General features: G+C 43.7%; 26 protein-coding genes and 1 tRNA gene. 16 read left to right on the forward strand and 11 right to left on the reverse strand.

Annotated features, from left to right (window positions below; genetic code table 11):
• Window positions 1-860: PLP-dependent aminotransferase family protein (locus PHP90_RS09075; protein ID WP_299928520.1), on the reverse strand; the 860-nt coding region annotated here is incomplete at its 3' end.
• A 119-nt stretch (window positions 861-979) separates the two neighbouring features.
• On the opposite strand from PHP90_RS09075, the gene PHP90_RS09080 reads away from it, so the two are divergent.
• A complete protein-coding gene (locus tag PHP90_RS09080; RefSeq protein ID WP_299928523.1) occupies window positions 980-1,858 on the forward strand; it encodes a GyrI-like domain-containing protein in 879 nt (292 codons plus the stop codon).
• A gap of 129 nt (window positions 1,859-1,987) precedes the next feature.
• Complete coding sequence (locus tag PHP90_RS09085; RefSeq protein ID WP_299928526.1) at window positions 1,988-2,452, forward strand: hypothetical protein; 465 nt, start codon at window positions 1,988-1,990, stop codon at window positions 2,450-2,452.
• 19 nt (window positions 2,453-2,471) lie between these two features.
• On the opposite strand, the gene PHP90_RS09090 is transcribed toward PHP90_RS09085, so the two are convergent.
• Complete coding sequence (locus PHP90_RS09090) at window positions 2,472-2,813, reverse strand: alpha/beta hydrolase (protein ID WP_299928529.1); 342 nt, start codon at window positions 2,811-2,813, stop codon at window positions 2,472-2,474.
• Between the two features lie 77 nt (window positions 2,814-2,890).
• Window positions 2,891-3,610, reverse strand: coding sequence for a 3-deoxy-manno-octulosonate cytidylyltransferase (gene kdsB, locus PHP90_RS09095; protein WP_299928532.1), 720 nt, complete (start codon window positions 3,608-3,610; stop codon window positions 2,891-2,893).
• Window positions 3,611-3,701: 91 nt separating this feature from the next.
• Here kdsB and PHP90_RS09100 point away from each other — a divergent pair, with 91 nt between their 5' ends.
• The 10 genes from PHP90_RS09100 (at window position 3,702) to PHP90_RS09145 (ending at window position 13,900) form a co-directional block, all read left to right on the forward strand.
• Window positions 3,702-4,646, forward strand: a complete 945-nt coding sequence (locus tag PHP90_RS09100; protein ID WP_299928534.1) for a Fic family protein — start codon at window positions 3,702-3,704, stop codon at window positions 4,644-4,646.
• A gap of 41 nt (window positions 4,647-4,687) precedes the next feature.
• Complete coding sequence (locus tag PHP90_RS09105; RefSeq protein WP_299928536.1) at window positions 4,688-5,386, forward strand: methyltransferase; 699 nt, start codon at window positions 4,688-4,690, stop codon at window positions 5,384-5,386.
• Window positions 5,371-5,751 (forward strand): YkgJ family cysteine cluster protein, encoded by a 381-nt coding sequence (locus PHP90_RS09110; protein WP_299928539.1) that lies wholly within the window; start codon window positions 5,371-5,373, stop codon window positions 5,749-5,751. Before PHP90_RS09105 ends, PHP90_RS09110 begins: the two co-directional genes overlap by 16 nt.
• Window positions 5,744-7,003 (forward strand): hypothetical protein, encoded by a 1,260-nt coding sequence (locus PHP90_RS09115; protein ID WP_299928542.1) that lies wholly within the window; start codon window positions 5,744-5,746, stop codon window positions 7,001-7,003. The genes PHP90_RS09110 and PHP90_RS09115 overlap by 8 nt, the downstream gene beginning before the upstream one ends.
• Window positions 7,000-7,785 (forward strand): indole-3-glycerol phosphate synthase TrpC, encoded by a 786-nt coding sequence (gene trpC / locus PHP90_RS09120; protein WP_299928545.1) that lies wholly within the window; start codon window positions 7,000-7,002, stop codon window positions 7,783-7,785. The genes PHP90_RS09115 and trpC overlap by 4 nt, the downstream gene beginning before the upstream one ends.
• 84 nt (window positions 7,786-7,869) lie before the next feature.
• Window positions 7,870-9,234, forward strand: coding sequence for a circularly permuted type 2 ATP-grasp protein (locus tag PHP90_RS09125; RefSeq protein WP_299928548.1), 1,365 nt, complete (start codon window positions 7,870-7,872; stop codon window positions 9,232-9,234).
• Window positions 9,216-9,932, forward strand: coding sequence for an alpha-E domain-containing protein (locus PHP90_RS09130; RefSeq protein ID WP_299928551.1), 717 nt, complete (start codon window positions 9,216-9,218; stop codon window positions 9,930-9,932). Before PHP90_RS09125 ends, PHP90_RS09130 begins: the two co-directional genes overlap by 19 nt.
• 8 nt (window positions 9,933-9,940) lie before the next feature.
• On the forward strand, window positions 9,941-10,879 hold the full coding sequence (locus tag PHP90_RS09135) for a M14 family metallopeptidase (protein WP_299928554.1): 939 nt from the start codon (window positions 9,941-9,943) through the stop codon (window positions 10,877-10,879).
• A complete protein-coding gene (locus tag PHP90_RS09140; RefSeq protein WP_299928557.1) occupies window positions 10,876-11,805 on the forward strand; it encodes a M14 family metallopeptidase in 930 nt (309 codons plus the stop codon). The genes PHP90_RS09135 and PHP90_RS09140 overlap by 4 nt, the downstream gene beginning before the upstream one ends.
• Window positions 11,806-11,878: 73 nt before the next feature.
• Window positions 11,879-13,900 carry an EAL domain-containing protein gene (locus tag PHP90_RS09145; protein WP_299928560.1) on the forward strand — a complete coding sequence of 674 codons (2,022 nt, stop codon included), beginning with the start codon at window positions 11,879-11,881 and terminating at the stop codon, window positions 13,898-13,900.
• A gap of 13 nt (window positions 13,901-13,913) precedes the next feature.
• On the opposite strand, the gene PHP90_RS09150 is transcribed toward PHP90_RS09145, so the two are convergent.
• The gene (locus PHP90_RS09150) at window positions 13,914-15,203 is read right to left on the reverse strand and encodes a sensor domain-containing diguanylate cyclase (RefSeq protein WP_299928563.1); all 1,290 of its coding nucleotides are present in this window, start codon (window positions 15,201-15,203) and stop codon (window positions 13,914-13,916) included.
• Window positions 15,204-15,215: 12 nt separating this feature from the next.
• A complete protein-coding gene (locus PHP90_RS09155; protein ID WP_299928566.1) occupies window positions 15,216-15,659 on the reverse strand; it encodes a GatB/YqeY domain-containing protein in 444 nt (147 codons plus the stop codon).
• A gap of 58 nt (window positions 15,660-15,717) precedes the next feature.
• On the opposite strand from PHP90_RS09155, the gene flgH reads away from it, so the two are divergent.
• Window positions 15,718-16,434 (forward strand): flagellar basal body L-ring protein FlgH, encoded by a 717-nt coding sequence (gene flgH / locus PHP90_RS09160; protein WP_299928569.1) that lies wholly within the window; start codon window positions 15,718-15,720, stop codon window positions 16,432-16,434.
• Between the two features lie 37 nt (window positions 16,435-16,471).
• Here flgH and PHP90_RS09165 read toward each other — a convergent pair whose 3' ends face one another.
• Genes PHP90_RS09165 through PHP90_RS09190 form a run of 6 tightly spaced genes read right to left on the reverse strand, consistent with a single transcriptional unit; the run spans window position 16,472 to window position 22,504 of the window.
• Window positions 16,472-17,686 (reverse strand): peptidoglycan DD-metalloendopeptidase family protein, encoded by a 1,215-nt coding sequence (locus tag PHP90_RS09165; protein ID WP_299928572.1) that lies wholly within the window; start codon window positions 17,684-17,686, stop codon window positions 16,472-16,474.
• Window positions 17,687-18,499, reverse strand: a complete 813-nt coding sequence (locus tag PHP90_RS09170; protein ID WP_299928575.1) for a cell division protein FtsX — start codon at window positions 18,497-18,499, stop codon at window positions 17,687-17,689. It lies immediately after the preceding gene.
• Window positions 18,486-19,157 (reverse strand): ABC transporter ATP-binding protein, encoded by a 672-nt coding sequence (locus PHP90_RS09175; RefSeq protein WP_299928578.1) that lies wholly within the window; start codon window positions 19,155-19,157, stop codon window positions 18,486-18,488. The genes PHP90_RS09170 and PHP90_RS09175 overlap by 14 nt, the downstream gene beginning before the upstream one ends.
• Entirely contained in the window at window positions 19,150-20,325 is a 1,176-nt protein-coding gene (gene trmB / locus PHP90_RS09180) for a tRNA (guanosine(46)-N7)-methyltransferase TrmB (protein WP_299928583.1), read from the reverse strand. Before trmB ends, PHP90_RS09175 begins: the two co-directional genes overlap by 8 nt.
• Before the next feature lie 3 nt (window positions 20,326-20,328).
• Complete coding sequence (locus PHP90_RS09185) at window positions 20,329-21,582, reverse strand: fibronectin type III domain-containing protein (RefSeq protein WP_299928586.1); 1,254 nt, start codon at window positions 21,580-21,582, stop codon at window positions 20,329-20,331.
• Complete coding sequence (locus PHP90_RS09190; RefSeq protein WP_299928589.1) at window positions 21,527-22,504, reverse strand: RluA family pseudouridine synthase; 978 nt, start codon at window positions 22,502-22,504, stop codon at window positions 21,527-21,529. The genes PHP90_RS09185 and PHP90_RS09190 overlap by 56 nt, the downstream gene beginning before the upstream one ends.
• A gap of 185 nt (window positions 22,505-22,689) precedes the next feature.
• Here PHP90_RS09190 and PHP90_RS09195 point away from each other — a divergent pair, with 185 nt between their 5' ends.
• The 3 genes from PHP90_RS09195 to PHP90_RS09205 all read left to right on the forward strand — a co-directional run.
• A complete protein-coding gene (locus PHP90_RS09195) occupies window positions 22,690-23,799 on the forward strand; it encodes an FtsW/RodA/SpoVE family cell cycle protein (RefSeq protein ID WP_299928592.1) in 1,110 nt (369 codons plus the stop codon).
• A 35-nt stretch (window positions 23,800-23,834) separates the two neighbouring features.
• A tRNA-Ile gene (locus tag PHP90_RS09200) sits at window positions 23,835-23,910 on the forward strand.
• A 194-nt stretch (window positions 23,911-24,104) separates the two neighbouring features.
• Window positions 24,105-24,741: TolC family protein (locus tag PHP90_RS09205; protein ID WP_299928595.1), on the forward strand; the 637-nt coding region annotated here is incomplete at its 3' end.

Genomic DNA, 24,741 nt, shown 5'->3' on the forward strand with positions numbered 1-24,741 from the left:
GGCAGAAGCATTGTCAGTTTTTCGGCTAGATAATCGCATTTCGCACGATAGATGGTTCTGATGTTCGGCAAATGTTCCTCAAACGCTCCGGATGCCCAAAACGTGTCGGCAATCATTTGCGAGAGGGTAGATGTATGCAGGTCTGAGCGCTCTTTGAGTGCCAAAATCGGCTGAAGCAGCGCCGTATCTCCACGAATCCATCCCAGTCTCAATCCCGGGGCCAAGATCTTTGAAAATGACCCTACATGAAGCGAATGCTCCGGTGCGAACAATGAGAGCATCGGTAACCTCTCCCCAAAATAGAGTTCCATATAGGCTCCGTCCTCTACGATAATACCGTTGTGACGGATGGCGGTTTGCGCGATCTTTTTTCGCTCTTCGATACTGTAGCTGTATCCTGTCGGATTTTGAAAATCGCACATGATGTAGGCTCGTTTCGTTTTTTCAAAAAAAGATTCAAACTCTTCGGCGTTTTGCAGCGTATAGGGATACAACGGACATCCATTTGCATTGAAAGCATTCAACGCCCCTAAATACGCGGGAGATTCAACTACCGTCCCTTCTTTAAAATAAACACGGCTGATGAGATCGAGCGCCTGCTGTGCCCCCGTCGTGATGAGAATGTTATCTCTCGATGTTTCCAGTCCCAATGCGGTGTAATAGGCTGCCAGCTTGTCCCGTAATCCATTGATCCCCGCACTAAAGGAGTATTGCAGAGATTTAGGATCAGACAAAACACTCTGAGCCGAAGCGGCGATAGCCTGCATCGGAAACAGATTTTCATCGGGCAATCCTCCCGCGAATGAGATGGTATCCGTATCGATAACTTCCAAAATTTCTCGGATAAATGAGCGTTTCACGGTCACTCCTTTTTTTGATGACAGTTTAGAGAAAAACAAAAAGTTATTCTTTATCCATTTACTCATAATAATTATCCAAAATATGCATTTTTATTATCTGTTTATGATATTATTGCGGTATGAAGCGTGAAACGAAAAACCAAAGAGCCGATATCGTCAACAGTGTTCTCTCTTATATCTACCTCTATATCGATACCGATCTCAACGTTGCCGAATTGGCACACATGAACGCGCTGAGCCCTCATCATCTCCACCGGATTTTTAAAGAAGAGACGGGAAGAAATTTGTTTGAAACTATCAAATCGATACGTCTGCAAAAAGCGGCGAGTCTCTTGCTGACCAACAAATACGCGACGATATCGCAGATTGCGCGTATGTGCGGATACAGCTCTCAAACCTCTTTTATAAAAGCGTTTAAAGAGCGGTTCGATACGACGCCGAAAGTATGGAAAAACGGTGCGTATCTCCTCTATTCCAAAAAGAATATCGAAAGTTCCAAAAGTGCCAGCGCGTCCAATAGGGATTTCGCCGGGACAATACCGAAAATCGTAAAAACATCTCCGATACGGGCGGCGTACATCCGCCATAGCGGATACGATATATCCATCAAAAACAGCTGGAACCGACTTTATGCATGGAGCTTGGAAAACGGTATTTCAGAGAATGCACGACAAATCGGGTTCCATCATGACAACCCGACGATTACTCCGCTCAGCGAATGTGCCTACATCGCCGCCATCGAGATCGACAAGGATATCCAGCCGCACGGCACGGTTGCTTATTTTGAAATCCCTTCATCATTATGTGCGGTTTTTAGCATAAGCGGAAAATACGGGGATGTTTTGCGGTTTATGCAGTATGTATATCAGATATGGCTGCCCGGCAGCGGTTTCGAAGCCAAAACACTTCCCCCATATGCGATCTATCGAAAAAATCATTTTTTAAATGATACGGGTGAGTTTGATCTGGAATTTTATCTCCCGATCAGTGTATTATGAGCAATTGAATCGATCACACACTATGACTCCCCTGAAATAAATAATGTAACTGCGATCAACACTTGAAACAGCTTCCAATAAAGATATACAATAAACAATAAAAGTATTAATCAAAAGGCGACAGCAGAGATGGAAACTAAAGAATCGAAATTTTTTACATCGCTTTCATTAATCATTGTAGCTGCTTTGACTCTGTTAGCTTTTATTGCTCTTTTCATCTATTCAAACTTTGAAGAGCGAGAAAGTAAAGAGATGCAAAACACCTATCACGCGGAGATCAAAAAAATAGAGAATTATCTGAATGAAGGAAACTGTACCCAAGCCTATTTAGAATACGAGCAGGCTAAAGTAATACGTCACACTATAGATAAGAGGGGACTTTATTACAGTTTTAATACTCATACTGCAGAGGCACACTCTCTGGAAATTGCCGAGTGCTTTGCACAAAAGAAAGAGTTTGATAAAGCCGTCTCTATACTCGATAGAGAAGGAGGACGCGGTCCCGATTATTTTTTAAGAGCATCTGCAGTCTACAGGAGTGCAGGGGAATTAAAAAAAGCACAAGAGGCACAATCAAAAGCGGAAAACTTTTGATCTTTTTTACAACGTATCATCATACATCATGATGATAATGTTCTAACACCCGTTTGTACTCTTCATAGACTTGCGCTGGTGTTTGTGAGTTTTTATACATTTTTAGAATTTGGCGAATGAAATCGAGTGGATACTCGATAGATAGCCCAGCGTTACGCTCATAAATTTTGGTTAATGTTTCGTACATTCCCTCATAAACCTCCGGTTCTTCTTTTTTTAGACGCTGGAGGTTTTCTTCGGCCTGAAGCAGCTTTGCATCGTTAAACTCTCCACGCTCATTGATCGTTTTGCGAAGTTCAACATATTCTTTCAAGTTTTTGCGGTTTAGGATGTAATCGGTAAACAATTCTATGAGTGACATTTCTGCTCCTTTATTCATTTTAGTAATTCTACGCTTTAAGTATAGCGACAGTGTAGCATGAAAAAAAATAAAATATTTTAAACTCCGAAAATCTTCTTCGCCCGTTCCAAATCTTCCACCGTATCGATCCCGAATCCGCTGCTCGCTACTTTTACCATCGAGATTTTTTTGCCGTGGTAGAGGGCGCGGAGCTGTTCGAGTTTTTCGATGTCTTCGAGCGGTGCTTCACCGAGGGCACAGAAATCGTGGAGCGATTTTTTCGTAAATCCGTAGATGCCGATATGACCGAAATACGATGCTTCTCCGCTCCGGTTAAACGGAATAGGGCTGCGGGAAAAATAGATCGCATTATGATTCACATCGGTAATCACTTTTACGAGGTTGGCATCATCGGCTGACTCGGTATTGATTGCATTGTAGCAGCTCGCCATGATAAATGGTTCGTCTTGGATTTTGAGATAGTTGAGACGCTTGATGAGGAGGGTTAAGACTTCTGTTTCGATAAACGGTTCATCCGCTTGTACATTGATGATGAGTTCATCGTCGGGAACGTCGATGATCTGGGCGCACTCATTGATACGGTCGGTTCCGCTTTTATGAGTGGTAGAAGTGAGGCGCGCTTCGACGCCATGAGCGGCACAGATTGCGAGGATTTTTTCATCGTCACACGCAACGACGACACGGTCGATAGACTCGACCCGTTTGGCGGTGCGGATCACCATCGGCAAACCGCCGATATCGGCGAGAACTTTTTCGGGAAAGCGGGTTGAGGCGAGACGGGCAGGGATGATAATCATAGTTAAACCTGATATGAAGTGATATAATTGTTGAATTATATCCCAAAGGGTGAAAGATTGGGTGGTTTGATGTGAAAAGGAAGATTTATCGATGAGCTATAAACCGCCTTATACGATCAGCGAGAAGTCTCTTAATCTTGTCATTGAAATTACCAACCTTATTGCAAAAGTGGATGCTAATCGTAAAAGCGATGTCCAGCTTAGAAAAAAGAACCGTATTAAAACGATTGTGGGAACTCTTGCTATAGAGGGAAATACGTTGGAAGTCAAACAGGTAACGGCTTTGTTAGAAGGACAAAGGGTTATGGGATCTCCTAAAGAGATCCAAGAAGTTAAATCGGCTTTGGATGCATATGAACAGATGGAACACCTCAACCCTTATGTGCTCGATGATCTACTTAAAGCACATGGGGTAATGATGAATGCCCTTGTTGTCGATGCGGGACATTTTAGGGCGGTAAAGGTTGCGGTAAAAGGGGATGATGTGATCCACGTCGCGCCGCCACCGTCGCAAGTACCTACTCTGATGGATCAGCTTTTTGGATGGTTAAAAGGCTCAACAATCAATCCGCTGATTTCAAGTGCGGTATTTCATTACGAATTTGAGTTTATACATCCATTTAGTGACGGTAATGGACGGATGGGACGATTCTGGCAGACATTGATCCTTAGTCATTATCACCCTTCATTTGCGTTTTTCCCTATCGAAAGTATCATCAAAGAGCGCCAAGAAACCTACTACAAGACATTATCAGCGTGTGATGCAGAGGGTGATAGTACACGCTTTATCGAGTTTATATTGGAATGTATTTTAGTAGCCGTTAGTTCGGTGATAAGTTCGGAAAAAAGTTCGGAGAACACCGACAAAGCCATCCTCCGTTATCTGTCAAAATATCCTAAAGCGACGATCCGAACACTCGCGGATGAACTGGATTTAAGTACCAGAGCCATAGAAAAACAGCTTGCCAATCTCAAAAAAGAGGGTAGATTACAACGTATTGGAAGTGCGAGAAAAGGGTCATGGGAAGTGATGTGATGAAACAAATACTATTTACAATTACTAAAAAAGGGTTCTAAATGCTCCTTTATCAGCCCGAAGATGGCTATTGTTACAACAGTGATTCGATACTGCTGTACGGATTTATCTCCCGATATGCTCCAAAAGGGAAAGTGCTCGACGTCGGTGCGGGGAGCGGGATCGTGGGGCTGTTGGTCGGGCGCGATTTTCCGGAAGTGACACTCGAAGCGGTTGAAAAACAGCCTCTGTACGCCGAATTTGCCCGTCGAAATGCACAGATTAACAAAATCGGATATACCCTGCATGAGGGGGATTTTTTGGAACTCGGAAATCATGGGAGCTATGACTGGATCGTTTCTAACCCTCCGTTTTATCATGAGAATGTTTCCCGTTCCGAAAACCCGATTCTCCATCAGGCGCGCTATAACGTCCATTTGCCGATCGAGCCGTTTATAACGAAAATATCAAAGCTTCTCAAATCCAGCGGCGAAGCGGCGATTTGCTACGATGCGCGTCAATTTGTACAGCTTTGCAGTGCATGTGAACGTGCAGGATTAAGAGTCGTTGAGGTACAATTCGTCCATTCAAAAGAGGATCGTCCCAGTACGTTGGTGATGATGTATCTTAAAAAAAACAGCAAGTCGTCACTTACTATATTACCGCCGCTCATAACACAGGCAAATGGTGAGTACACTTCCGCCGTAGCGGCAATTTACAACAAAGCAAAGGCACACAGTATAAAATGTCCGATTACATGACTCAAGAAGGATTCACTTATGCGTTTGATCCGAGTGCCTGCGCCAAATGCGGCGGAAACTGCTGTACGGGTGAAAGCGGAAACATATTTGTATCCGTTACGGAGATAGCCGCTATCGCAAAGCTTTTGGAAATGGATGAAGGTGAGTTTCGCCGCACGTATCTGCGCAAAGAGGGCTTTCGGTTTTCAATCAAAGAGAAAAAGATTAACGGCTCGTTTGACTGCGCGTTTTTTGATCGTTCACTAAACGGGTGTAGTATCTATACTGCAAGACCGCTACAGTGTCGAACTTTCCCCTTTTGGGACTATTTCCGCCACCGTATCGATGAACTTAAAGCTGAATGTCCGGGGATTATCCATGATTAAATTAGTACTCTCTTTATTAGTGCTCGCAGGTGTTGCGGGCGCAGCTGCCAAAACGGTAACGAATCCGAATTATTTGGAAGATACGTTTACCCTCTATGCTCTTGATGCACAGGTACGTCAAAAATACAATAATGCATCCGAATATTTTGCCGAACTCTACAAAGAGACCTCCAAAAAAGAGTATTTGTATCAATCACTACGAATGCTTGAACAAGCAGGGGATACGAAGACACTCGCCAAAAAAACGGCGAGTGCTTTGGCCAAATTCCCGGATGACGTAACACTGAAACGATTTGAGATTATCGGATTGCTCAAAGGGGGAAGTTTTGGAGAAGCGTCGCAAAAAGGGCTGCTTCTCAGTAATAAAACCCAAAAAGCTTCCGACTATCTTCTCTATGGTGAAGCTCGATTAAAACTGGGGGATTATCAGGGGACGGTAGATGCGTTGAAAAAAGCGTATGCACAGACGTATGATGATACAACGGCGGAACGAATTGCCCTTATCGAGTATACGCAGCTTGGAGAAAAGCCCGAAGCGATCATGTTTTTAAAAGAGCACATAAGTGCTCACGGAAACAGCAAAATAGTCGGTAAACGTTTGGCGAGCTTGTATGCCGACAGCGGTAAATTCGATGAGGCGGCTCAGATGTATGAGCAAACGTACGATATCGATTCGGATCCTGTCGTTGCCCAAGAAGCGGTTAAAATCTATGCCTATCAGCAAGATCTATCCAAAATGAGCACTATGCTCGAAAAATCCCATATCAACGATCCTCTGTTATTGGATATTTACGTTAGAACCAAACTTTTCGATAAAGCTTCACCGCTGGCTCAAAAATTGTATGAACATGACGGAAACCCGCTTTATTTGGCGCAAAGTTCTGTCTATATGTATGAAGCGGCGAAAAATAAAGATGACAAGGTAATGATTGACAGTGTAGTCGACGGGCTGAAAAAGGCAACGAAAGATTTGGATGATCCGTTGTATCTGAACTATTTGGGCTATTTGATGATCGATCATGATCTCAATATCACCGAGGGGATGGAATACGTCAAGCGGGCACTTGAAAAACAGCCCGATTCGCCGTTTTACATCGATTCGCTTGCATGGGGAAATTATAAACTGGGCGAATGTGCCGAAGCGTTGCGTTTGATGAAACAGGTCGAATCGATGATCGGAACCGAAGAGGATGAGGTCAAAGACCATATAAAAGCGATTGAAGCGTGTAAACCCAAGGAGAAAAATAAATGATTTTAGATGACATCATTAAAAAAACCAAAGAAGATTTAAAAGAGCGCGAAGCCAAGTTCAGTATGGATTGGCTGGGACGCTCCCTCGCATTTAACGCCCGAGCTCCTCGTGATGTACGCCCTTTTTTAACCTCTACCCCCGAAGAGCCGTACCGTATTATCTCGGAAGTTAAAAAAGCGTCTCCGTCCAAAGGGGTGATCCGTGAAGATTTTGATCCGGTTGGCATTGCACAGGCATATGAGCGCGGGGGAGCGAATGCGATTTCGATCCTCACCGAGCCGCACTTTTTTCAGGGTAATCTCGATTATCTCGCGGAGATCCGACGTTATGTGAGTATCCCGCTGTTGCGCAAAGATTTTATCGTTTCCAAATATCAGCTTCTCGAAGCGCTTGTGTACGGTGCGGATTTTGTCCTCCTTATCGCTGCGGCACTCTCTACGAGCGAGCTCAAAGAACTGTTAAACTACACACGCCATTTGGGGATGGAAGCATTGGTAGAGATTCACGACAAATCCGAACTCACCAAAGCGATCACAGCAGGTGCGGATATCATCGGGATCAATCACCGCAACCTCCAAACGTTCGATATGAATATGAATCTGAGCTATGACTTGATCCCTCTTATCCCCAACGGAAAGATCATTGTGGCCGAAAGCGGTATTTATGAACACGGTCAACTCGAGGATTTGAACAAAGCAGGGGTCGATGCTTTCTTGGTCGGTGAATCGCTGATGCGTCAAGACGATGTAGAAATGGCACTGAAAACACTCAAAAACGGATAAATACGCTATTTGCTACTTTTTTAAGCAACCCTTGAGAATACTTTAGGATATGATTAACTTAGTCCTAATAATCAAGGGGTGCCGATGATTGAACCAGTGTGTCCGGAATTACAAAAGTTTTATGATATCTTCGATAGCGTAGATCAGACGAAAGTCTCCGAGTTTAAAGACTTTTTAGAAGCCAATGCGGTGAATTTTAACCTCTTTAAAGAGGGAAATTTTATTGAACGTTCTTTCCCCTTTGATGTCATACCCCGCATCATCCCCAAATCTGAATTTGATGAATTGGAAGCCGGTATTATTCAGCGGGTAAAAGCGTTGAATGCCTTTTTAAATGATATTTACAACGACCAAAAGATTGTAAAAGACGGAGTCGTTCCACGCGAGTATGTCGATTCGGCAAAAGCGTTTTTGCCGGAATTTATGGGTGTAAACCCTCCTAAAGGGGTTCGTACCCATATCAGCGGTATCGATTTGGTCAAAGATGCCGTAAGCGGCAAGTGGGTTATCCTCGAAGACAACCTCAGGGTTCCCAGCGGTGTAAGTTATCCGCTGACTATCCGAAGGGCATTTCGACATACCTATCCGGAATTTTTTGAATCGATGAAAATCTCGAAAATCAAACATTACGGTGATGAACTCAAAGCGGCAATGGATTATGTCAATACGGGAGGACTCAATGTGGTTCTTACTCCCGGTCGTTACAATTCAGCTTATTATGAGCACAGCTACCTCGCCAAAATTACCGGTGCGACACTCGCATTGGGTGACGATTTGATCGTTGAAAACGATGAAGTCTATTTATGTGCGTACAACGGTGAAAAACTCCGTGTCGGAGCCATTTACCGGCGTCTTGATGATGATTTCCTCGATCCCGAAGCATTTGAGCCGGACAGTTTGATCGGGGTAAAAGGGATTACAAAAGCCTACCGTGCAGGGAACGTTGCCATCATGAACAGTATCGGAAACGGTGTTGCGGATGATAAAGGGATCTATTATTTCGTTCCTGAGATGGTCAAATATTATTTGAACGAAGAACCGATTCTCTCGAATGCACCGACGTATTTGCCGTATTATGAAAAAGATCGCGAATATGTTCTGGCCAATATTGATAAACTGGTCATCAAAGATGTTGCCGAAGCAGGCGGATATGGCGTATTGTTCGGAAATCGTTTGAGCCCTGAAAAACGGGCTGAAATTATTGAGATGATTTTGGCAGAACCGCGTCGTTGGATTGCCCAAGAGGTGATCGAGTTTTACGATTTGCCGTGTATGATGGAGGGTGAAATCCTCCCTCGTAAAGCCGATTTGCGGGCATATGTCATATATGGAGAAAAAGTGACCGTCAGTATGGGCGGGCTTACCCGTTATGCGATGGAAGAGGGAAATTATCTCGTCAACTCCTCTCAGGGAGGCGGATTTAAAGATACATGGGTGGTAGAGTTATGATCAACGGTGCAGCTATTTCCGTTAATACGGCGCAACATTTATACTGGTTCGGCCGGTATGTACAGCGGGTTCAAACCATGCTGGTTGAAATGCTTGAGTGCTATGATCACGTTATCGACCGGGATTTTGAGTACGGCAATAAATTTTTTGAAAAATTGGGGATACAGGCGGAATATAAAAACGGTCTTGATTTCCTCAATGTAGGTGTCTACGGTGCCCATCAAGGGAGCATTGAATCGATTATTAAAATGGCGCGTGAAAATGCCATCGAAACACGACATCTTTTGGATGAACGGGGATTTGCTACGCTCAACAAAATTTACAACCATCTTTCCGAAGGACGTAACCGCGCAGCCATCAGCCCGACCCACTTGGAAGAGATTGTTGATAACTGCAGTTTGATTTTGGGTATTTTTTCTTCCGAACTCGATCGTACCCGAGCCTATCAGCTGATCCGCTTTGGACAGCAGATTGAACGTTTTGATTTGATCTTACGTTTGTACGGAGAGATCGAAATGGTGACGGCAGATATTGACGTGGTCAATAACATTGCGCGGCAGTTAAACCGTCATTATCGTCCTATCAATGTGACGACGTCGGATATTCCGAAATTTCTTGTGTTTTTAAACGGCGTTGTTGATCGGGTTATTCATAATAAAGGATGTGTCCCCGGATCGTCTCAATCGCAAAGTTCATAGGAGAATATGTGGGTGTTATAGAAGAAGTTTTCTCAATCGACCTGCCCGTAGGGGAACAATTTCGTATTCAGAGGTGCCGATATACCCCTCAACGGGGTGAAGCACTAAAGAGAATATCCATTGTCAGCGGAATTCACGGGGATGAATTAGAGGGGCAGTATGTCTGTTTTCTATTGGGAGAATGGCTTCGAGCCAATCCGGATAAGATTAAAGCAACGATTGATATCTATCCTGCTATTAACTCTTTGGGGCTCGATAGTATCACCCGTTCCGTTCCGTTTTACGAAGTCGATTTGAACCGTGTTTTTCCTGGAAGTAATAATGATTTCCTCCCTGCTCAGATCGCCTATGGGGTTGTCAGTGCTATGAAAGGGTCGGAAATTGCAATCGATATCCATTCCAGCAACATCTTTTTACGTGAAATTCCGCAAGTGCGGATTGCCAAATCTCAGGAAAAAACCCTTGTACCGTTAGCCAATAAACTCAATATCGATTTCGTATGGGTTCATGATGCGGTAACGGTTTTAGAGTCTACATTTGCCCATGCGATGAATACGCTGGGGACAAAGACACTGGTAGTGGAGATGGGTGTGGGGATGCGTCTTGGTAAAACCTATGGCCATCAACTGCTGGATGGGCTTTTGAACCTTATGGCGTGTGAAGGCTTTTTGGATATTGAACCGTTGGATGTTCGGATGCCGATACAGTCGCATGTGGGTGAGGTAGCCTATCTCAATGCATCATACCCCGGATTGTTTGTCCCTTCGATTGAGCATTGCCAAATGATTGAAAAAGGTTCGGTTGTAGGACATATTGTCGATCCTTTGAGCGGACAAGTGCTCGATGAAGTGATAGCGCCTATCGGAGGGATACTCTTTACCCTCAGAGCGTATCCCATTGTGTATGAAGGCTCATTGGTCGGACGAATTTTTGGAGCGAATGAATGAAACGACTAGAGATACTCAATTTTAAGTCACCTAACCGTGCTCCATTGATCGTTGAAGGGTTTTTATTCGGTGAGGATACCAAAGGGCCTTCGGTTGCCATTGTCGGTGCCATGAGCGGGGATCATATCAATCAGCTCTACGTCGCTTCACGCCTTGTCGATTTTCTCCGTCAAAAAGAGGAAGAGGGGAAAATTACGGGCAAGATTTTGGTGATTCCCGCCGTAAATACCTATGCATTGAATATGGGACAGCCGTTTTGGCCATTGGATAAAACTGATATCAATATGATGTTTCCGGGATATGCGCAGGGAGAAACGACGCAGCGGATCGCCGCAAAACTGTTTGAATCGCTTCAGGGATATGATTTCGGGATCATTTTGGAAGGGCGTCGTGATCAGGGGATGTGTCTGCCGTATGTAAAACTGATCAAAAGCGGATATGAAGATCTCGAAGCAGCAAAAGATATGGGGATGCGTTTTATCCATTATCGCGATTACAGCCCTATCGAGACGGTAATGCTGCAGTATAACTGGCAATTATGGGGAAGCAAGGCTCTCTCTTTGGTCTTTGGTAAAAACGGAGCCATCGATCAGCGCAGCAGCGGCGAAGTTCACGGAGCGCTGGTACGGTTTATGGCGAAGCGTAAGATCTTGGAGACATCGGTATTTGACGGCTTTTCGAGCAATGTTATCGGGCCTGATCATATTACCCTGTTAAAAGCATCGCACGCAGGTATTTTTGATTCGTTGGTTACGTGCGGCGATACAATCGAAAAAGGGGATATGCTAGGACGGATTACGGATGCGTTGACCGGCAAAAAATTGGAAAAAATTATTGCCCCTTCCGCAGGAGTCCTGACATGTCAATATTCCCATCCGTTGATTTTTCAAAATTCGATCGCATTTAGGATTGCATCTGTAAACTAAACACTATTTGCATCCGATTTGTTTTTAAAGTTCCATGATATAATCATTTAATTTTATATCTGGGGCATTCAAGATGCAGTCGTATACTACCTATAAACAGCTTATAGCAAAAACAGTTATCCTCTCTTTGCTAAGCAGTTTAGCGATTGCATTTTTATACGGTATGTACATTAAAAAGCGGGCGATAGACGATCTTGCCCGGACCGATGCCCGCAAAACAAGTCGGATGGCTTTTGAAGCACTTTATTCTGCAATGGAAAAAGGGTGGAGCAAACAAGACTTAAATGCGATTATCCTCAGACTCAATAATGTTGAACCGCAGATGCGTATCAATGCCTATCGCAGTCCTATCGTAGCATCCCTGTTCGGTGAGATTCCTAATGATAAAAAGATTCGAGAGCAGGATCCGTTTGTCATGAAGGCGATGAAGGGTGAAGAGATTCTGACCGGGGATGAAGAGATCCGCTATCTGTATCCGATTGTCGTTAAACAACAATGTATTACCTGTCACACGAATGCTCATGTCGGGGAAATTAACGGTGTGATTGATGTCCGTTTCCCGGTTGAAAACCTCAAAATATCACTTTCAACGATGATCAACTCTTTTATCATCTTTTTTATCTTCTTTACGATCGTCATTTTTGCAATACTCTATTTTCGTTTGAATGCGTTACTAGTCCAGCCGTTAAAAGAGTTTATTACACTGATCCAAGAGATCATCAGTAAAAATGATATGGCCAAAAGAGTAAGTCTCAAGACGAAAATATTGGAAGTCAAAAATATCGAAAACTATTTCAATAAAATGCTCGATTCGATCCAGGATTACTATGAAAAACTTCAAGAGCTCTCCGATCGGGATTATTTGACAGGACTTTACAACCGCCGTAAATTTGAAGAATTTCTAAGCTATGAAATTAAACGCTCTATACGTCATCACCACAAATTTACCATTTTGATGATTGATCTGGATAATTTTAAATACATCAATGATACCTATGGGCATGCATCGGGAGATTTGGTGCTCAAAGAGGTGACGGAAATATTTGCTACCAATCTTCGCAATGCCGATATATTAGCCCGGTTGGGGGGAGATGAATTTGCGGTTCTTTTACCGGAGACGCCGTATGAAAACGGATATACCGTTGTTGAAAAACTCCGATCGCGATTGGAAGCGACACCTATCTCTTTGATGTTCGATCAGATTACTTTGACAGCGAGTTTCGGGATAGCGGAATATCCGGAACAGGGGGAGAATATTGAATCGCTTCTTACCGGATCGGATTTGGCAATGTACAAAGCCAAACGTTCAGGGAAAAATACGATTGCCCGAGCAGATCAAAGTGACCAGGAGATGGCAGCTGAGATTCAGAAAAAAGGCGAATTCTTACGCCGTGCGATAGATGAAGATCGTATCGAACCGTTTATACAGCCTATTTATAACGTACAAACCGGAGAGCTATTTGGGTATGAAGTTTTAGCCCGCATACGTGACGGGAAACGCTATATAGCAGCAGGACAGTTTATCGAAGTGGCAGAGAGTTTAGGGTTTGCCGCTAAAATTGATGAGATCATTTTGACAAAAGGGCTCCGTTTGCGTGAAGAAAAAAGGTGGTGGGATAGACGATTCTTCTTTAATCTCTCAACCAAGAGCCTTTTCGGAGGCGAATACGTTGATCTGATCCGCTCTCATTATGAACGTAATCCGGGTGCTTCGGACAATACAGGAATTACCATCGAAATTTTAGAGAGGGAAGCAATCCATAATGTGAACGGTTTGATGGAGATTATCGAATCAATGAAAAAAATAGGGATCAGTTTTGCATTGGATGATTTCGGATCAGGCTTCTCATCATTCGTATACCTCAAATATTTTGATACGGATTTCGTCAAAATCGACGGAGAATTTGTAAAAAATATCGCGGTCAATGAAAAAGACCGTATTTTTGTCAAACATATCAACCAAATTGCACAGGAATTCGGTAAACAAACCGTTGCCGAATATGTCGAGGATGAAGAGACGCTTGAAATTCTAAAAGAAATCGGAGTGGATTATGCGCAAGGGTACCATTTCGGTCGCCCGAAATTGCTGGAATAACCGCTCAGAAAGATTACTCAACGCGATTTCGGCCGTTTTGTTTGGCTAGATAGAGTTTTGCGTCAACGGCATGGACGTATTTTTGAATGGTCTCTTTTGTCACAAAGGTGAGATCATTGCTGTCAATTTCAAACACGCCGATACTCACCGTGTAGGAAATACGAGAACTATCGTATGTAAGTTCATGTGCTGATGCCGTCTGAGTGATTGTTTCAGCGATTGAATGTGCCTCTTTGTACGTTGTTGAGGGGAGGAGAATTAAAAACTCTTCTCCTCCGAAGCGGAAAATAAAGTCGGATTTACGCAACGTTTGTTGTAATGTAGCTGCAAAATCTTTGATCACTTCATCTCCGGCGAGATGGCCGAAACGATCATTGACTGCTTTGAAATGGTCCAGATCACACATGATCATGGTTGATTTTGTCTCAGTTGCTTTGGCAATTTCAATCTGACTTATCATGATTTTTTCAAACAGCCGTCGTCCGAGAAGTCCGGTCAACGGATCTTTCGTATATTCTCCGATGATCAGCATATCGTTGATAATGGCGATTTCATTGCCGATTTCCAAGGATGTGTAATCCAGATGAATCAGAAGTTGAATCAGATTTCTATGATCGAGCGTACCGGAAGAATGGTGTTGCATAATATTCGAAGCCAGCTCGTGCAGCGAGATATGGAGCCGTTGAATGTCATGAAAATGGCTCGTGTTGGAAAGATAAGGAAGAGAAGGGTTATGGAGCCATTGTCCGAACGAGCATTGAGTATGATCGAGTTCACAACTGCTCCCTTCGCGTTCTGTCCCTTGAAGCTTGGCAATCAGTACGAGCATCCATTCCAAATGGTGCTGATAATGGATCATCAAATGTTTTTCGATTAAATGGGAGAGATGCGAAAGCCGGAGATGATTCTTAGTTGCCAGCTTACGCAGAATCTGTTGATAATATTCTTCGGATATTCGGTGCTCTAGTGCGGTGAAGTGCTCATTAGCATAGGAAACGGAAGAACATTTCCCCTCGGATGCCAAAAGACCCAATATTTCTCTTGCAACATTCGATAATTCGCTGTGAACAAAAAGATAGGGGAGGTCATTGTGGATGCAAAATTCGAGATACTCTTCGATAATGTGGCTTTCGTCCGAGGTATCGAAAGATTCAAATACGGATAAAAGTTTCTCTTTTTGTTCATTGATGGTATGCGCATACGAAAATTCATGTTCTATAAAACATTCGCTGCTTTGGACTTCTTGGGTGAAATGCTCCAATGCTTTTCGCATGGCAGGCAAATAATTTTTCCATTGAAGCATTGAAGATCCTTTTTAGACTAAAATCTTTTTGGCACACTCATTGATACGTTTGCCGTCGGCTTGGGCTCCGAGTGCTTTGGATGCAGCGCCCATAATACGTCCGATGTCTTTGATCGAAGTGGCTCCGATTTCGCTAATCAATGAACGAAGAGCGTTTTCGAGTTCTTCATCACTCAGTTGTTTCGGAAGATAGGTTTCAAAGATAGCCGCTTCGGAAGCTTCTTTTTCATATAAATCTTCACGTCCAGCTTCACGGTATTGCGTCATTGCATCGTTGCGCTGTTTGACCTGTTTTTGGATGATTTTGATAACATCATCATCACTCAGCTCTTTGCGCTCATCGACTTCGATTTGCTTCATAGCGCTGCTGAGGAGACGGAGTGCATCGCGCAATGCACTGTTTTTCTCTTTCATTGCTGTTTTGATATCGTCGTTTATCTGTTCTCTGAGTGTCATAAAATTTCCTTGGAACTATTTTTGCTTTATTATAGCTAAATATGACTTGGATGGAATAATGCGCATCTCCCTATACTTATCGATACTGTCGGCATCGTTGTTGGTAAGCGGCTGTACAGCACGTATTACTGAGCCTGAAATAGCATTTACCCCTCCGAAATACGTAGAAGAGATGCCCTCACGCGAAGAAGAGAATACTTTTGTCGCTCGCGGAAGTTTATTCGGTCAGGGAGACAGTCCGCTTTTCTCCGATCATAAAGCAATGCACGTCAATGATATCGTAACTGTTGTCATCTCTGAAACGGCAACCAGTTCCAGTGTAGGTAAAAAAGCTCTTTCTGAAGCAGATACCATTGGCTTGAGCGGCGGTGTAATGACATCCGGCGGCGGAAACTCAGCGGTAAGTTCTGCAGTAAGCAAGTTGAACGGATTAGCGGATATCGGATTGAGCGGTGGTTCAACATCTTCTTATACGGGGTCGGGAAGCGCAACAAAAAATGCTACGTTTACGACTACGGTATCATCCCGAATTGTCAAAGTGATGTCGAACGGGAACTATTTTATTACCGGACGACGAGAGATTATGGTGGACGATCAAAAGCAGATTATGGAGTTAAGCGGGGTTATCCGTCCGTATGACATCGATCAGAATAACCAAATCAATTCATCTAAAATCTCGGATGCTAAAATCCTCTACGCCAATGAAGGGGATGTAGACCGTTCTACGAATCAGGGATGGGGAAGCAAGCTTGTTAATGCCGTTTGGCCGTTTTAAGACTCTTTCTCCAACTTAAACCTGTATCGATTCGAGCCTAGCGAATCATCTGCATCGGATCGATGTGTGCATTACGCTGTGTGACTTCAAACATCAACTCTCGTGCGACACGACCGATAATTGAACCTTGCTTGATCCGCTTGCCCACTTCGACGGTTGGAGCGATTTTATCCAAATGGGCGTAGATGGTATGCAAACCGTTATCGTGTTCGATAATGATGACATTTTCCAGCATAGCCGTCGGTTTGGCAAAAATAACTTTGCCGTTGAGGACGGTTTTGACTTTTGCATCGGCTTCAGTAGGGCGCATAGAGATGGAATCATTGAAGATCTTAATTCCGTAAACCGGATCGGTATACGGACCGAAGCGCTTGGTGACAACATAACCATCGAGCGGTGCGATCGTCCGTTCTCCTGCATAAGCCGCTACGTTTGAAGGGCTGTATTCAGCAACCGCTTGTTTGACATCTTCGGGAACCGGTTTGGAACCCGGTTTCGGTGGCGTGAGTGTAGGCGGTGCTTTTTTAGGCTTAAGGGATTCACGTTTTATGATGTTGAGACTTGCCAATGTATTTTGCAATGAGCGTTGTTGATCTAAAATTTTATCCAACGATTTTTTATACTCTTGTTTGTCTTTTTCAAGCTTGGCAATCGCTTTTTCATTCTCTTTTTTTGTCTCTAGGACTTTGTTTTTTTGTTTATCAATGACTGCAATGGATTGTTTTAAAATCGTTGTTTTGGAAGAGAGGCCGGCAATTTTTTCGTTATTATCCACAAACATCGCATTGAGCTCTTTGATCTCTTGATTGATCTGTTTGAGATGGAGTTTAAGTGCCTCTTCGGTGATTATTGCATCTGCCTCTTTGGCACGGTCGTCGTTGATCAGCAATGAGATGGAGGTATTACGTGCTATGGCAAATACAAGACGCTGTTCTATCTCATTTTGGGTTTTAATGAGGTTGTTTTGCTGGGTTTCCAGCTCTTTGAGCGTCGATTTATTGGATTGGTAAACACTCTCTTTAGACTGCAGATCTTGAACAAGGGAATTAATATGTTCTTCCTGTGTACCGACAATCTGCTTTTGCTGATTGATTTTGGATGCGGTCTCTTCGAGTTTGGCACTGAGGCTGGAGTACGTTTGTTTCGTCTCAATCAGTTTTTTGGATGTCTTGTTGATCTTTTCATCAATTTTCGCCGCAGGAAGCGAAACAGCAAGAAAAGAGATCAAAAGTAGGGAGAAGGGGGTTTTCATTTATTCCTCTTCTTCATTTCCGATAACGATAGTCAGCGTGAGAACGATAGAAACACCAAGCGCTATAAGCAAAGAGCGAAGACTGTCATCGATGAAATTGAAAAGTTCAATCTTAATACCTACGGTTTGCAGCAGAATATCCATCCAACCGTATTCGGCAATAATAAAAAAAGTAAGACACAATATGCCTGTCGCGATGATGGCATCGACGATCGCGAGACGGAACAATACGGCAGAACGGAGCCATACCGGTGCACCGAAAAGAGCCATGATAGACATCCGCTCAGAATGTTGGAACTGCCACAAACGCATCTCTTTGAGAATGAGCAAAGAGGTGACGGCAGCGATTGCGATAGAGAACACCTGAACTACGTCTTTGAATAGCAGCATCAGTTTATAGACGGTGTCATGGGTCTGTGCATACCCCTCAACTCGTACGATTGCAGGATTTTTCTGAAGTCTCTTTTGAAGATTTTGAATCTCAGAAGGTGTTGGAAAACGGTTTAGATAGAGACGATAAAACTTTGGAAGAGTCAGTTTAAGCAAGTCAAGATTTTTTTTCGTCATTTCCCCTTGGAGACGGTCCAAAACCTGATCGGTAGCGATGGCTTCACTGCGATCTATCAGAGTATCCATCGCTTTGAATTCGACAGGGGTGAAGGCTTTATTGGAAACGACAATGATCGAATAATCATTTTTAAGATGGGTTTCATATGCGGCAATCGTACGATCGACAGCGACATAAATCTGAACCGCAAATAAAACCGTAAAGAGGGCAACAATAAGTGAAAGATGGTTTTTAAGAGACTTCATGGATGTTCCCTAGTTCGATGTGATAATGTTTATACGGTACGGTAATTTCGGATGGAATATGATGGGTGACGACGATAATGGTTGTTTTGAGCTGTGTATTCGCTCCCTCTAATAAATTCCATATGACTTGCGATGAGTATTCATCAAGGTTTCCGGTCGGCTCATCCGCCAAAATAAGGATCGGATTATGAGCCAATGCGCGTGCCATAGCGACACGCTGCTGCTCTCCTCCACTGAGTTCAGGAGGATATTTGCCCGCTTGATGGATGAGTTTGACATGCCCCAGGAGTTTTTGCACCTGCGAACCGCTCACATCTTTGGTGTAGCCTGAGATGATAAGGGGGAGCATGACGTTTTTTTCTATCGTCCACTCTTTGATCAGTTTGTAGTCTTGAAAAACCACACCGATGTGACGACGGAGAAAGTTGAGCTTTGAAGTACTGATTTTATTCATTTTCACACCGCCCACCATCAGTTGGCCGGCTCTGGGTGCAATCGCCCCGTAAAATGATTTTAGGAGTGTTGATTTGCCGCTTCCGCTGGCACCGGTGATGAAAACAAAACTTCCCGCATCGATTGAAAAGTTCGCCTTGCTGATGATGCTTTCGAACTCTTTGTACGAGAGGGAGAGGTTTTCCGCAATAATAACTTTATCCATGAATCAACTCGTTTAATAAGATATGGGCTTTTAGATTTGCGCTGGAGGGGACCGGGGTTGTCGGGTAATAGCGGGCAGCATTGTTTTCAATAATAACATACGTGCTTTCCGGTCGGTCGAAACTTCCCATAGAGAGACGGAGCATACTGCCATTTTCGCCGATATTAAACGTCCGTTCAACATGCAAAAATCCCCACTCACGTTTGTAGGTCTCTTTGTTAATACGATCGGTAACGGTAAAGTCGATAGGATCGGAGCTAAAAGAAAAATCACCGATCACTTCAGGCTCAGGACTTTCTATTTCGCATGTAAATGTGACATCGTAAATATTTTTCTCCATTTTTTTCCAGCGATCTTCGTATTTGCTGCTGATGGCGATATCCTGATTTTTACGAACGTCAAAACGACTTTTTGCCGGAGAACTGAAGGTTTCCAAAGCAAAGCGGTAGTAATTTTCGCTGTCGGTGCGAAGTTCGAGTGTCCCGCCGACACTCAATACACGGTCTGATTCTTGTAAGAATGCTTCGGAAATGACACGTCGATGCGGTTTTTTGTCCCAAGGTACGGGAAAATGGACATAAATTTTCCCAACGATATTGGATGGGACAAATTCTAGAAAAAGGCGTGCATCGTAATCGAGAACCATGATGTTGGTAAGATTTTGGATGACGATTTGTTTAAGTGCCTGTTCGATGGAGGGTTTATGTATCTCCAGTCCGATAAACAATACATCCGGATTCGCGGCAGCTTGATGGAGGAGATGACGGGCTGAGCCGAATCCGATCTCGATGCGTACTTCCCGATCGCGTGGGAAATTTTCAACGAAAAACGGAATCGATTTGAGAGCATCATGTGTTTTGAGATGGGTATTTTCAGGAGCATTATCGACATTGGAATCGAGAATACGCGATCCTGAACACTCCGCATACGCCAAAAGGGCATGTTTAACGAGAAAATTTGGGGATGGACGGGTAACTTTATCACTTTTGAGAAGCTCTTTATTTTCGGTTTTTTTGTGAACCAGAAAGAATTCCCGACCTTTATAACGGGTAGCGATAAGTGCTCCGCCGCTTTGGTTTTTGTAGTCTGCTTGAAAAAGAAACTCAACGTCACCGCATTGAGCGGGAAAGGTGAGGGGTTTGAATGATTCGAGATTTAAATGCGGCATTCTTTATTTTGCCTCGAAACTGAGTTCAATCGCTTGGGTCGGGAGAGAACGGATTCCGTCTTTATCAACACTCATGATTTCATACAAATAGGTAGTGTCCGGTTTGATATCCCCATCATGGAAACGAGGTTCGGTGATATTGTTGATATCGATACTCTCACGGCTGATCCAGCTTGTTTTAGTTGTTTTGACAACCGTATACGAGACGGTACGCGGATCGTTGTTCGTCCATTGCAGTTCAACCGCTTTGTTGATAATTTTCCCCTCATACGCGATCGGTGTTTGCGGTTTTGAGAGAGTTGATCCTTGTGTTGCAACCGGAGAAAGAGGACTTTCCAATCCGTCTTTATCGACAGCGGTGACTTTGTAAAAGTAGAATTTTCCGTCTTCTGTAATTTTATCGGTGAACGTCGTTGCTTCCAGTTTTACATAATAATCAAATAATCCGTTCGGAGTTGAGGAACGGTAAATATTATAATGGCTGAAATCGCTCAACGGACTCGGTTCCCAGTTCAAAATAATTGCACGGGGAATATTATTGGTAGCGGTAATATTTTTGATTTCAGGCGGTAGAGGCTTGGTGACGACTTTTGTCACTTCGCTCGGTTGTGTAGAGAGTTTGTCAAATGTAACCGCTTTGATACGATAAAAATAGACTTGGCCGTCTTTGAGATCACGGTCGATAAATTCAGCGTTCAAACGTCCTGTAATGGTTGCGATAACATTCCATTTTTGATCGTTTGCATCTTGGCGTTCAATAACGTATCCGCTGATTTTTCCGTTAGGATGCGGACGCCAGAGGAGTTTTGCACTGCGCGGCATATTGCCTACGGATTGGAAAAAGCTGACCGGTGCAATCATCGGCTGAGTCGCTACGAGGAGTGTTTCACTCCCGACCGATTCGGTTCCCGCTTTGGTAAAAGTCGAAAAACGGTATTGATATTGCGTAGCGGGTTTTAACTCGTTATCCACAAAATGGGTTGCAAAACGGCTGTCGACTGTAGCGATCCGCTGGAGTTTTTGATCCTCGGCACCCGGAGTATTGCGATACACATAGAGGCCGGTAACTCTCGGGTCTTCCACCGGTTTCCACTCGAATGCAGCCGATGTGATATCCGCAATAAATCCGTTCATAGAAGGAGTCGGGAGTGTTGAATCGATGGTTACCGTTTTTTGAGGTTCGGGCTGAGGCGCACAGCCGCTAAAGAGACTCAGAGCTAAAGAGGTGCTCAATATGTATCGGATTGATGAGTGCATGATATTCCTTTGGATCAAAATGTTTATTTAAATAATCTTCCACAACCGGATCCAAAGAAGCGGTGAAAATCACCTTTTCTTGGGAGGTAGGATGGGTAAAATAGAGTATGTAAGCATGAAGCAAGATACGTTCCATCTTGTCGCTTTTCGTGTGGCTTCCGTAGAGATGATCGCCAATGATATGACGGCTGATTGACTCCAAATGGACCCGTATCTGATGGGTTCGTCCGGTATAGAGTTTACAGACGATCAGCTCTTCCGTATCATCATGGCTCGGAAGGAGTTTGCGAAACTCGGTTTTGGCATTTTTTCCCGTTTCACTGATTGCCATTTTGAGACGGTTGCTGGCACTTCTGCCGATTGGGCGGTCAATAATCGTGATCTCCTCTTTCATCGGAGGATTGACGACTGCCAGATAAAAACGTCCCATCGTTTTGTCCTGGAGCTGAAGAGAGAGGGCTTCGTGGGCTTCGTTGTTTTTAGCGATGACCATTGCCCCGCTGGTTCCGCGGTCGAGCCGATGGACGATACCGTGGCGCTCTTCGCCGCTGAGGGTTGAGAGGGCGATTCCTTTGTGCTTGAGCCAATCGACAAGAGTCGGTTCTTTGACGCTCGGTGCGGGATGGACAGTGAGGGAACTTGGTTTATTGATGACGAGGATGTCATCATCTTCATACAAAATTTCAACATCAAAATCTATCTCTAGAGCGGGAGTTGATTTTTGCTCCGGGAAGAGGATATAGACAGTTTGACCTTCTTTGAGTTTTAGTCCTGCTTTGGAGGTGGCTTTACCGTCAACGCTAACGCACTCTTGATCGATGAGCTGGGTAATTTGGTTACGGGTCTGTCCTAACTGCTGTGTTAAAAAAACGTCCAAACGGACTGCAGTATCGGTAGTGAAGTGAGCTTTTGCTTGTGTCAAAATCGGGTACCTTTAGTTATTGTCTTAAATAATATGAGACGTTATAAAGCTTTCTGCCTCGTAATGAGGCAAGCTTTAGTGCCATAGCGGCGAGCGTAGCGAAAGGGATTTGATTTCTTTCGCGTTCAAAAAAAAATATCATAAGCCCGCTATATGCTACAATTAGCAAAAAAATAAGGACCGTAGTGCTTAATATTGATCGCCGAATTTTAGCACACTTTGATTTCATAACCATTATCTTATTGATTCCCCTCATATTTACTTCAGGTTGGCTTATTTACGAGATTCATCCGGTTTTGGGACAAAAGCATTTAGTGTATGTTTCGGTTGGAATCGGCGTATTTATCACCCTTTTTCTCCTCCCTATTAGGCGGATGCTGTGGATGATCCCTATCTTTTATTGGGTGAGTATTTTACTGCTTGTCGCCGTAGAATTTGTCGGACATGCGAGGTTGGGGGCGAAGCGGTGGATTGAAATACCGTTTATCCATTTTACGCTGCAGCCCTCTGAGCTCCTAAAACCCGCCTTTGTTCTGATGCTGGCCTATCTTATCAGTCGTAATCCGCCTCCTAGGGACGGCTACGGACTTAAAGATTTTGCAAAACTCTCCTTTTTTATTCTGTTTCCTTTTTTATTGATTGCAAAAGAACCCGATTTGGGGACGGCAACAGTACTGGTGATGCTGGGGTTCGGGATTTTGTTTATCGTAGGTGTGCATTGGAAAATCTGGGTCGGTTTGATTGCAATGTTTATTATCTCTTTGCCGCTCGTTTATACACAGCTGCACGATTACCAAAAACAGCGCTTGACGGATTTCATCAGTGAAAAGCCGAGTTACCATGTCGAACAGTCGATGATCGCAGTCGGTTCCGGAGGATTTTTCGGTAAGGCCAAAGAAGATGCGACCCAAACGCAGATGAAGTTTTTACCGATTGCTTCGAGCGACTTTATTTTCGCCTATGTGGTTGAGCGGTTTGGATTTTTCGGAGCATTTTTACTGATTTCACTCTACGCAGCGCTGATTCTCCACCTGATGATTATCTCTTTTTGGACGGAGGATTATTATATCAAGGTGGTCGCAGGGGGGATATCTCTGCTCTTTTTCATCTATATGGCGGTCAATATCGCTATGACGATCGGAGTTGCCCCAGTCGTAGGAGTTCCTCTCCCCATGTTTAGTTACGGAGGAAGCAGTTTCGTAAACTTCATGGTCCTTTTAGCGGTAATGGAGAACCTTTTAGCCTATCGATTTCGATATCTTTACGGAGATACGGGTAAAAAAAGCTTCGTCTAATGATAGAGCGTTTATAATGGCGCTCCACAAAAAACGGGTCAATAGTTCAGTGGTTAGAGCCCCCCGCTCATAACGGGGTTGTCGCAGGTTCAAATCCTGCTTGACCCACCACCTTCAAATCTCCTAAATAGCGAATAATAAAGTCTTTTTAATTAATCAAATAACGTTTTATAACATATAAAACAACAATAGTGTTACCTATCGTAATAAATATCAATTATTACAAATCGTTACCAAATAACATCACATTTATAAGTTACCGTTCGTTAACATTTGCACTTCTATCATTTAGTAACGAAGTAATTATGAAAAAATGTTTATTTTTTATCTCTTGTGCTGCAAGCATATTGGTCGGTCGTGAAATCAGCTTTTCTGAGCTGCAAACTTCCGCTTCGGAAAATTCCCACCGCCTTAAACTCCGTACTATCGACACCTCTATCGAACAGGCGCGACTGGATGGCGTCTATTCGGCTCTCTACCCACAGCTTTCTCTCGGCTATAGCGGAGAGTATAATAAAAACCTCGATAAAGCATCTTCCGGAACACTTTCGGTCGGAGGAACAACCATCAACTCCAGTGTTCAGAACAAAGACTCCGTTGCACTAAGTCTCAACTACGAACTCTATCACTTCGGTACCACCCTCAAACAAATCGAGATGTCCAAAAAAGAGATCACATCCAAAAAGCTCGAAGTATGTAACGAAGAGACCAAACTCTACTTAGAACTCTTAGATCATTACGCTACTGCCCAAAAAGCTCAAAGCGAATACCGCTATAAGAGCCAAATGCACACACTGCGTCAAGAACTCTACAGCCTCAAACAACGTCTTTATGCAGCCGGTAAAGAATCCCGTGTATCGGTAGGGGATGAAGCGATACGCCTTATCGATCTTGAACGTGAGATTGAACATTCCCAAATGACTTATGATGAAAACCTTATAG

It is taken from the genome of Sulfuricurvum sp. (assembly GCF_028712165.1).
GTDB lineage: Bacteria > Campylobacterota > Campylobacteria > Campylobacterales > Sulfurimonadaceae > Sulfuricurvum.

Bases quoted from the DNA above. Each gene is read 5' to 3' on its own strand.
- PHP90_RS09125 (WP_299928548.1), top strand. From the start codon at position 7,870: ATGATTGAACCAGTGTGTCCGGAATTACAAAAGTTTTATGATATCTTC.
- PHP90_RS09145 (WP_299928560.1), top strand. From the start codon at position 11,879: ATGCAGTCGTATACTACCTATAAACAGCTTATAGCAAAAACAGTTATC.
- PHP90_RS09130 (WP_299928551.1), top strand. From the start codon at position 9,216: ATGGGTGGTAGAGTTATGATCAACGGTGCAGCTATTTCCGTTAATACG.
- PHP90_RS09085 (WP_299928526.1), top strand. From the start codon at position 1,988: ATGGAAACTAAAGAATCGAAATTTTTTACATCGCTTTCATTAATCATT.
- trpC (WP_299928545.1), top strand. From the start codon at position 7,000: ATGATTTTAGATGACATCATTAAAAAAACCAAAGAAGATTTAAAAGAG.
- PHP90_RS09165 (WP_299928572.1), bottom strand. From the start codon at position 17,686: ATGAAAACCCCCTTCTCCCTACTTTTGATCTCTTTTCTTGCTGTTTCG.
- PHP90_RS09170 (WP_299928575.1), bottom strand. From the start codon at position 18,499: ATGAAGTCTCTTAAAAACCATCTTTCACTTATTGTTGCCCTCTTTACG.
- PHP90_RS09080 (WP_299928523.1), top strand. From the start codon at position 980: ATGAAGCGTGAAACGAAAAACCAAAGAGCCGATATCGTCAACAGTGTT.
- PHP90_RS09110 (WP_299928539.1), top strand. From the start codon at position 5,371: ATGTCCGATTACATGACTCAAGAAGGATTCACTTATGCGTTTGATCCG.
- PHP90_RS09140 (WP_299928557.1), top strand. From the start codon at position 10,876: ATGAAACGACTAGAGATACTCAATTTTAAGTCACCTAACCGTGCTCCA.
- PHP90_RS09175 (WP_299928578.1), bottom strand. From the start codon at position 19,157: ATGGATAAAGTTATTATTGCGGAAAACCTCTCCCTCTCGTACAAAGAG.
- trmB (WP_299928583.1), bottom strand. From the start codon at position 20,325: ATGCCGCATTTAAATCTCGAATCATTCAAACCCCTCACCTTTCCCGCT.
- PHP90_RS09090 (WP_299928529.1), bottom strand. From the start codon at position 2,813: ATGTCACTCATAGAATTGTTTACCGATTACATCCTAAACCGCAAAAAC.
- PHP90_RS09115 (WP_299928542.1), top strand. From the start codon at position 5,744: ATGATTAAATTAGTACTCTCTTTATTAGTGCTCGCAGGTGTTGCGGGC.
- PHP90_RS09105 (WP_299928536.1), top strand. From the start codon at position 4,688: ATGCTCCTTTATCAGCCCGAAGATGGCTATTGTTACAACAGTGATTCG.
- PHP90_RS09185 (WP_299928586.1), bottom strand. From the start codon at position 21,582: ATGCACTCATCAATCCGATACATATTGAGCACCTCTTTAGCTCTGAGT.
- PHP90_RS09155 (WP_299928566.1), bottom strand. From the start codon at position 15,659: ATGACACTCAGAGAACAGATAAACGACGATATCAAAACAGCAATGAAA.
- PHP90_RS09100 (WP_299928534.1), top strand. From the start codon at position 3,702: ATGAGCTATAAACCGCCTTATACGATCAGCGAGAAGTCTCTTAATCTT.
- flgH (WP_299928569.1), top strand. From the start codon at position 15,718: ATGCGCATCTCCCTATACTTATCGATACTGTCGGCATCGTTGTTGGTA.
- kdsB (WP_299928532.1), bottom strand. From the start codon at position 3,610: ATGATTATCATCCCTGCCCGTCTCGCCTCAACCCGCTTTCCCGAAAAA.
- PHP90_RS09150 (WP_299928563.1), bottom strand. From the start codon at position 15,203: ATGCTTCAATGGAAAAATTATTTGCCTGCCATGCGAAAAGCATTGGAG.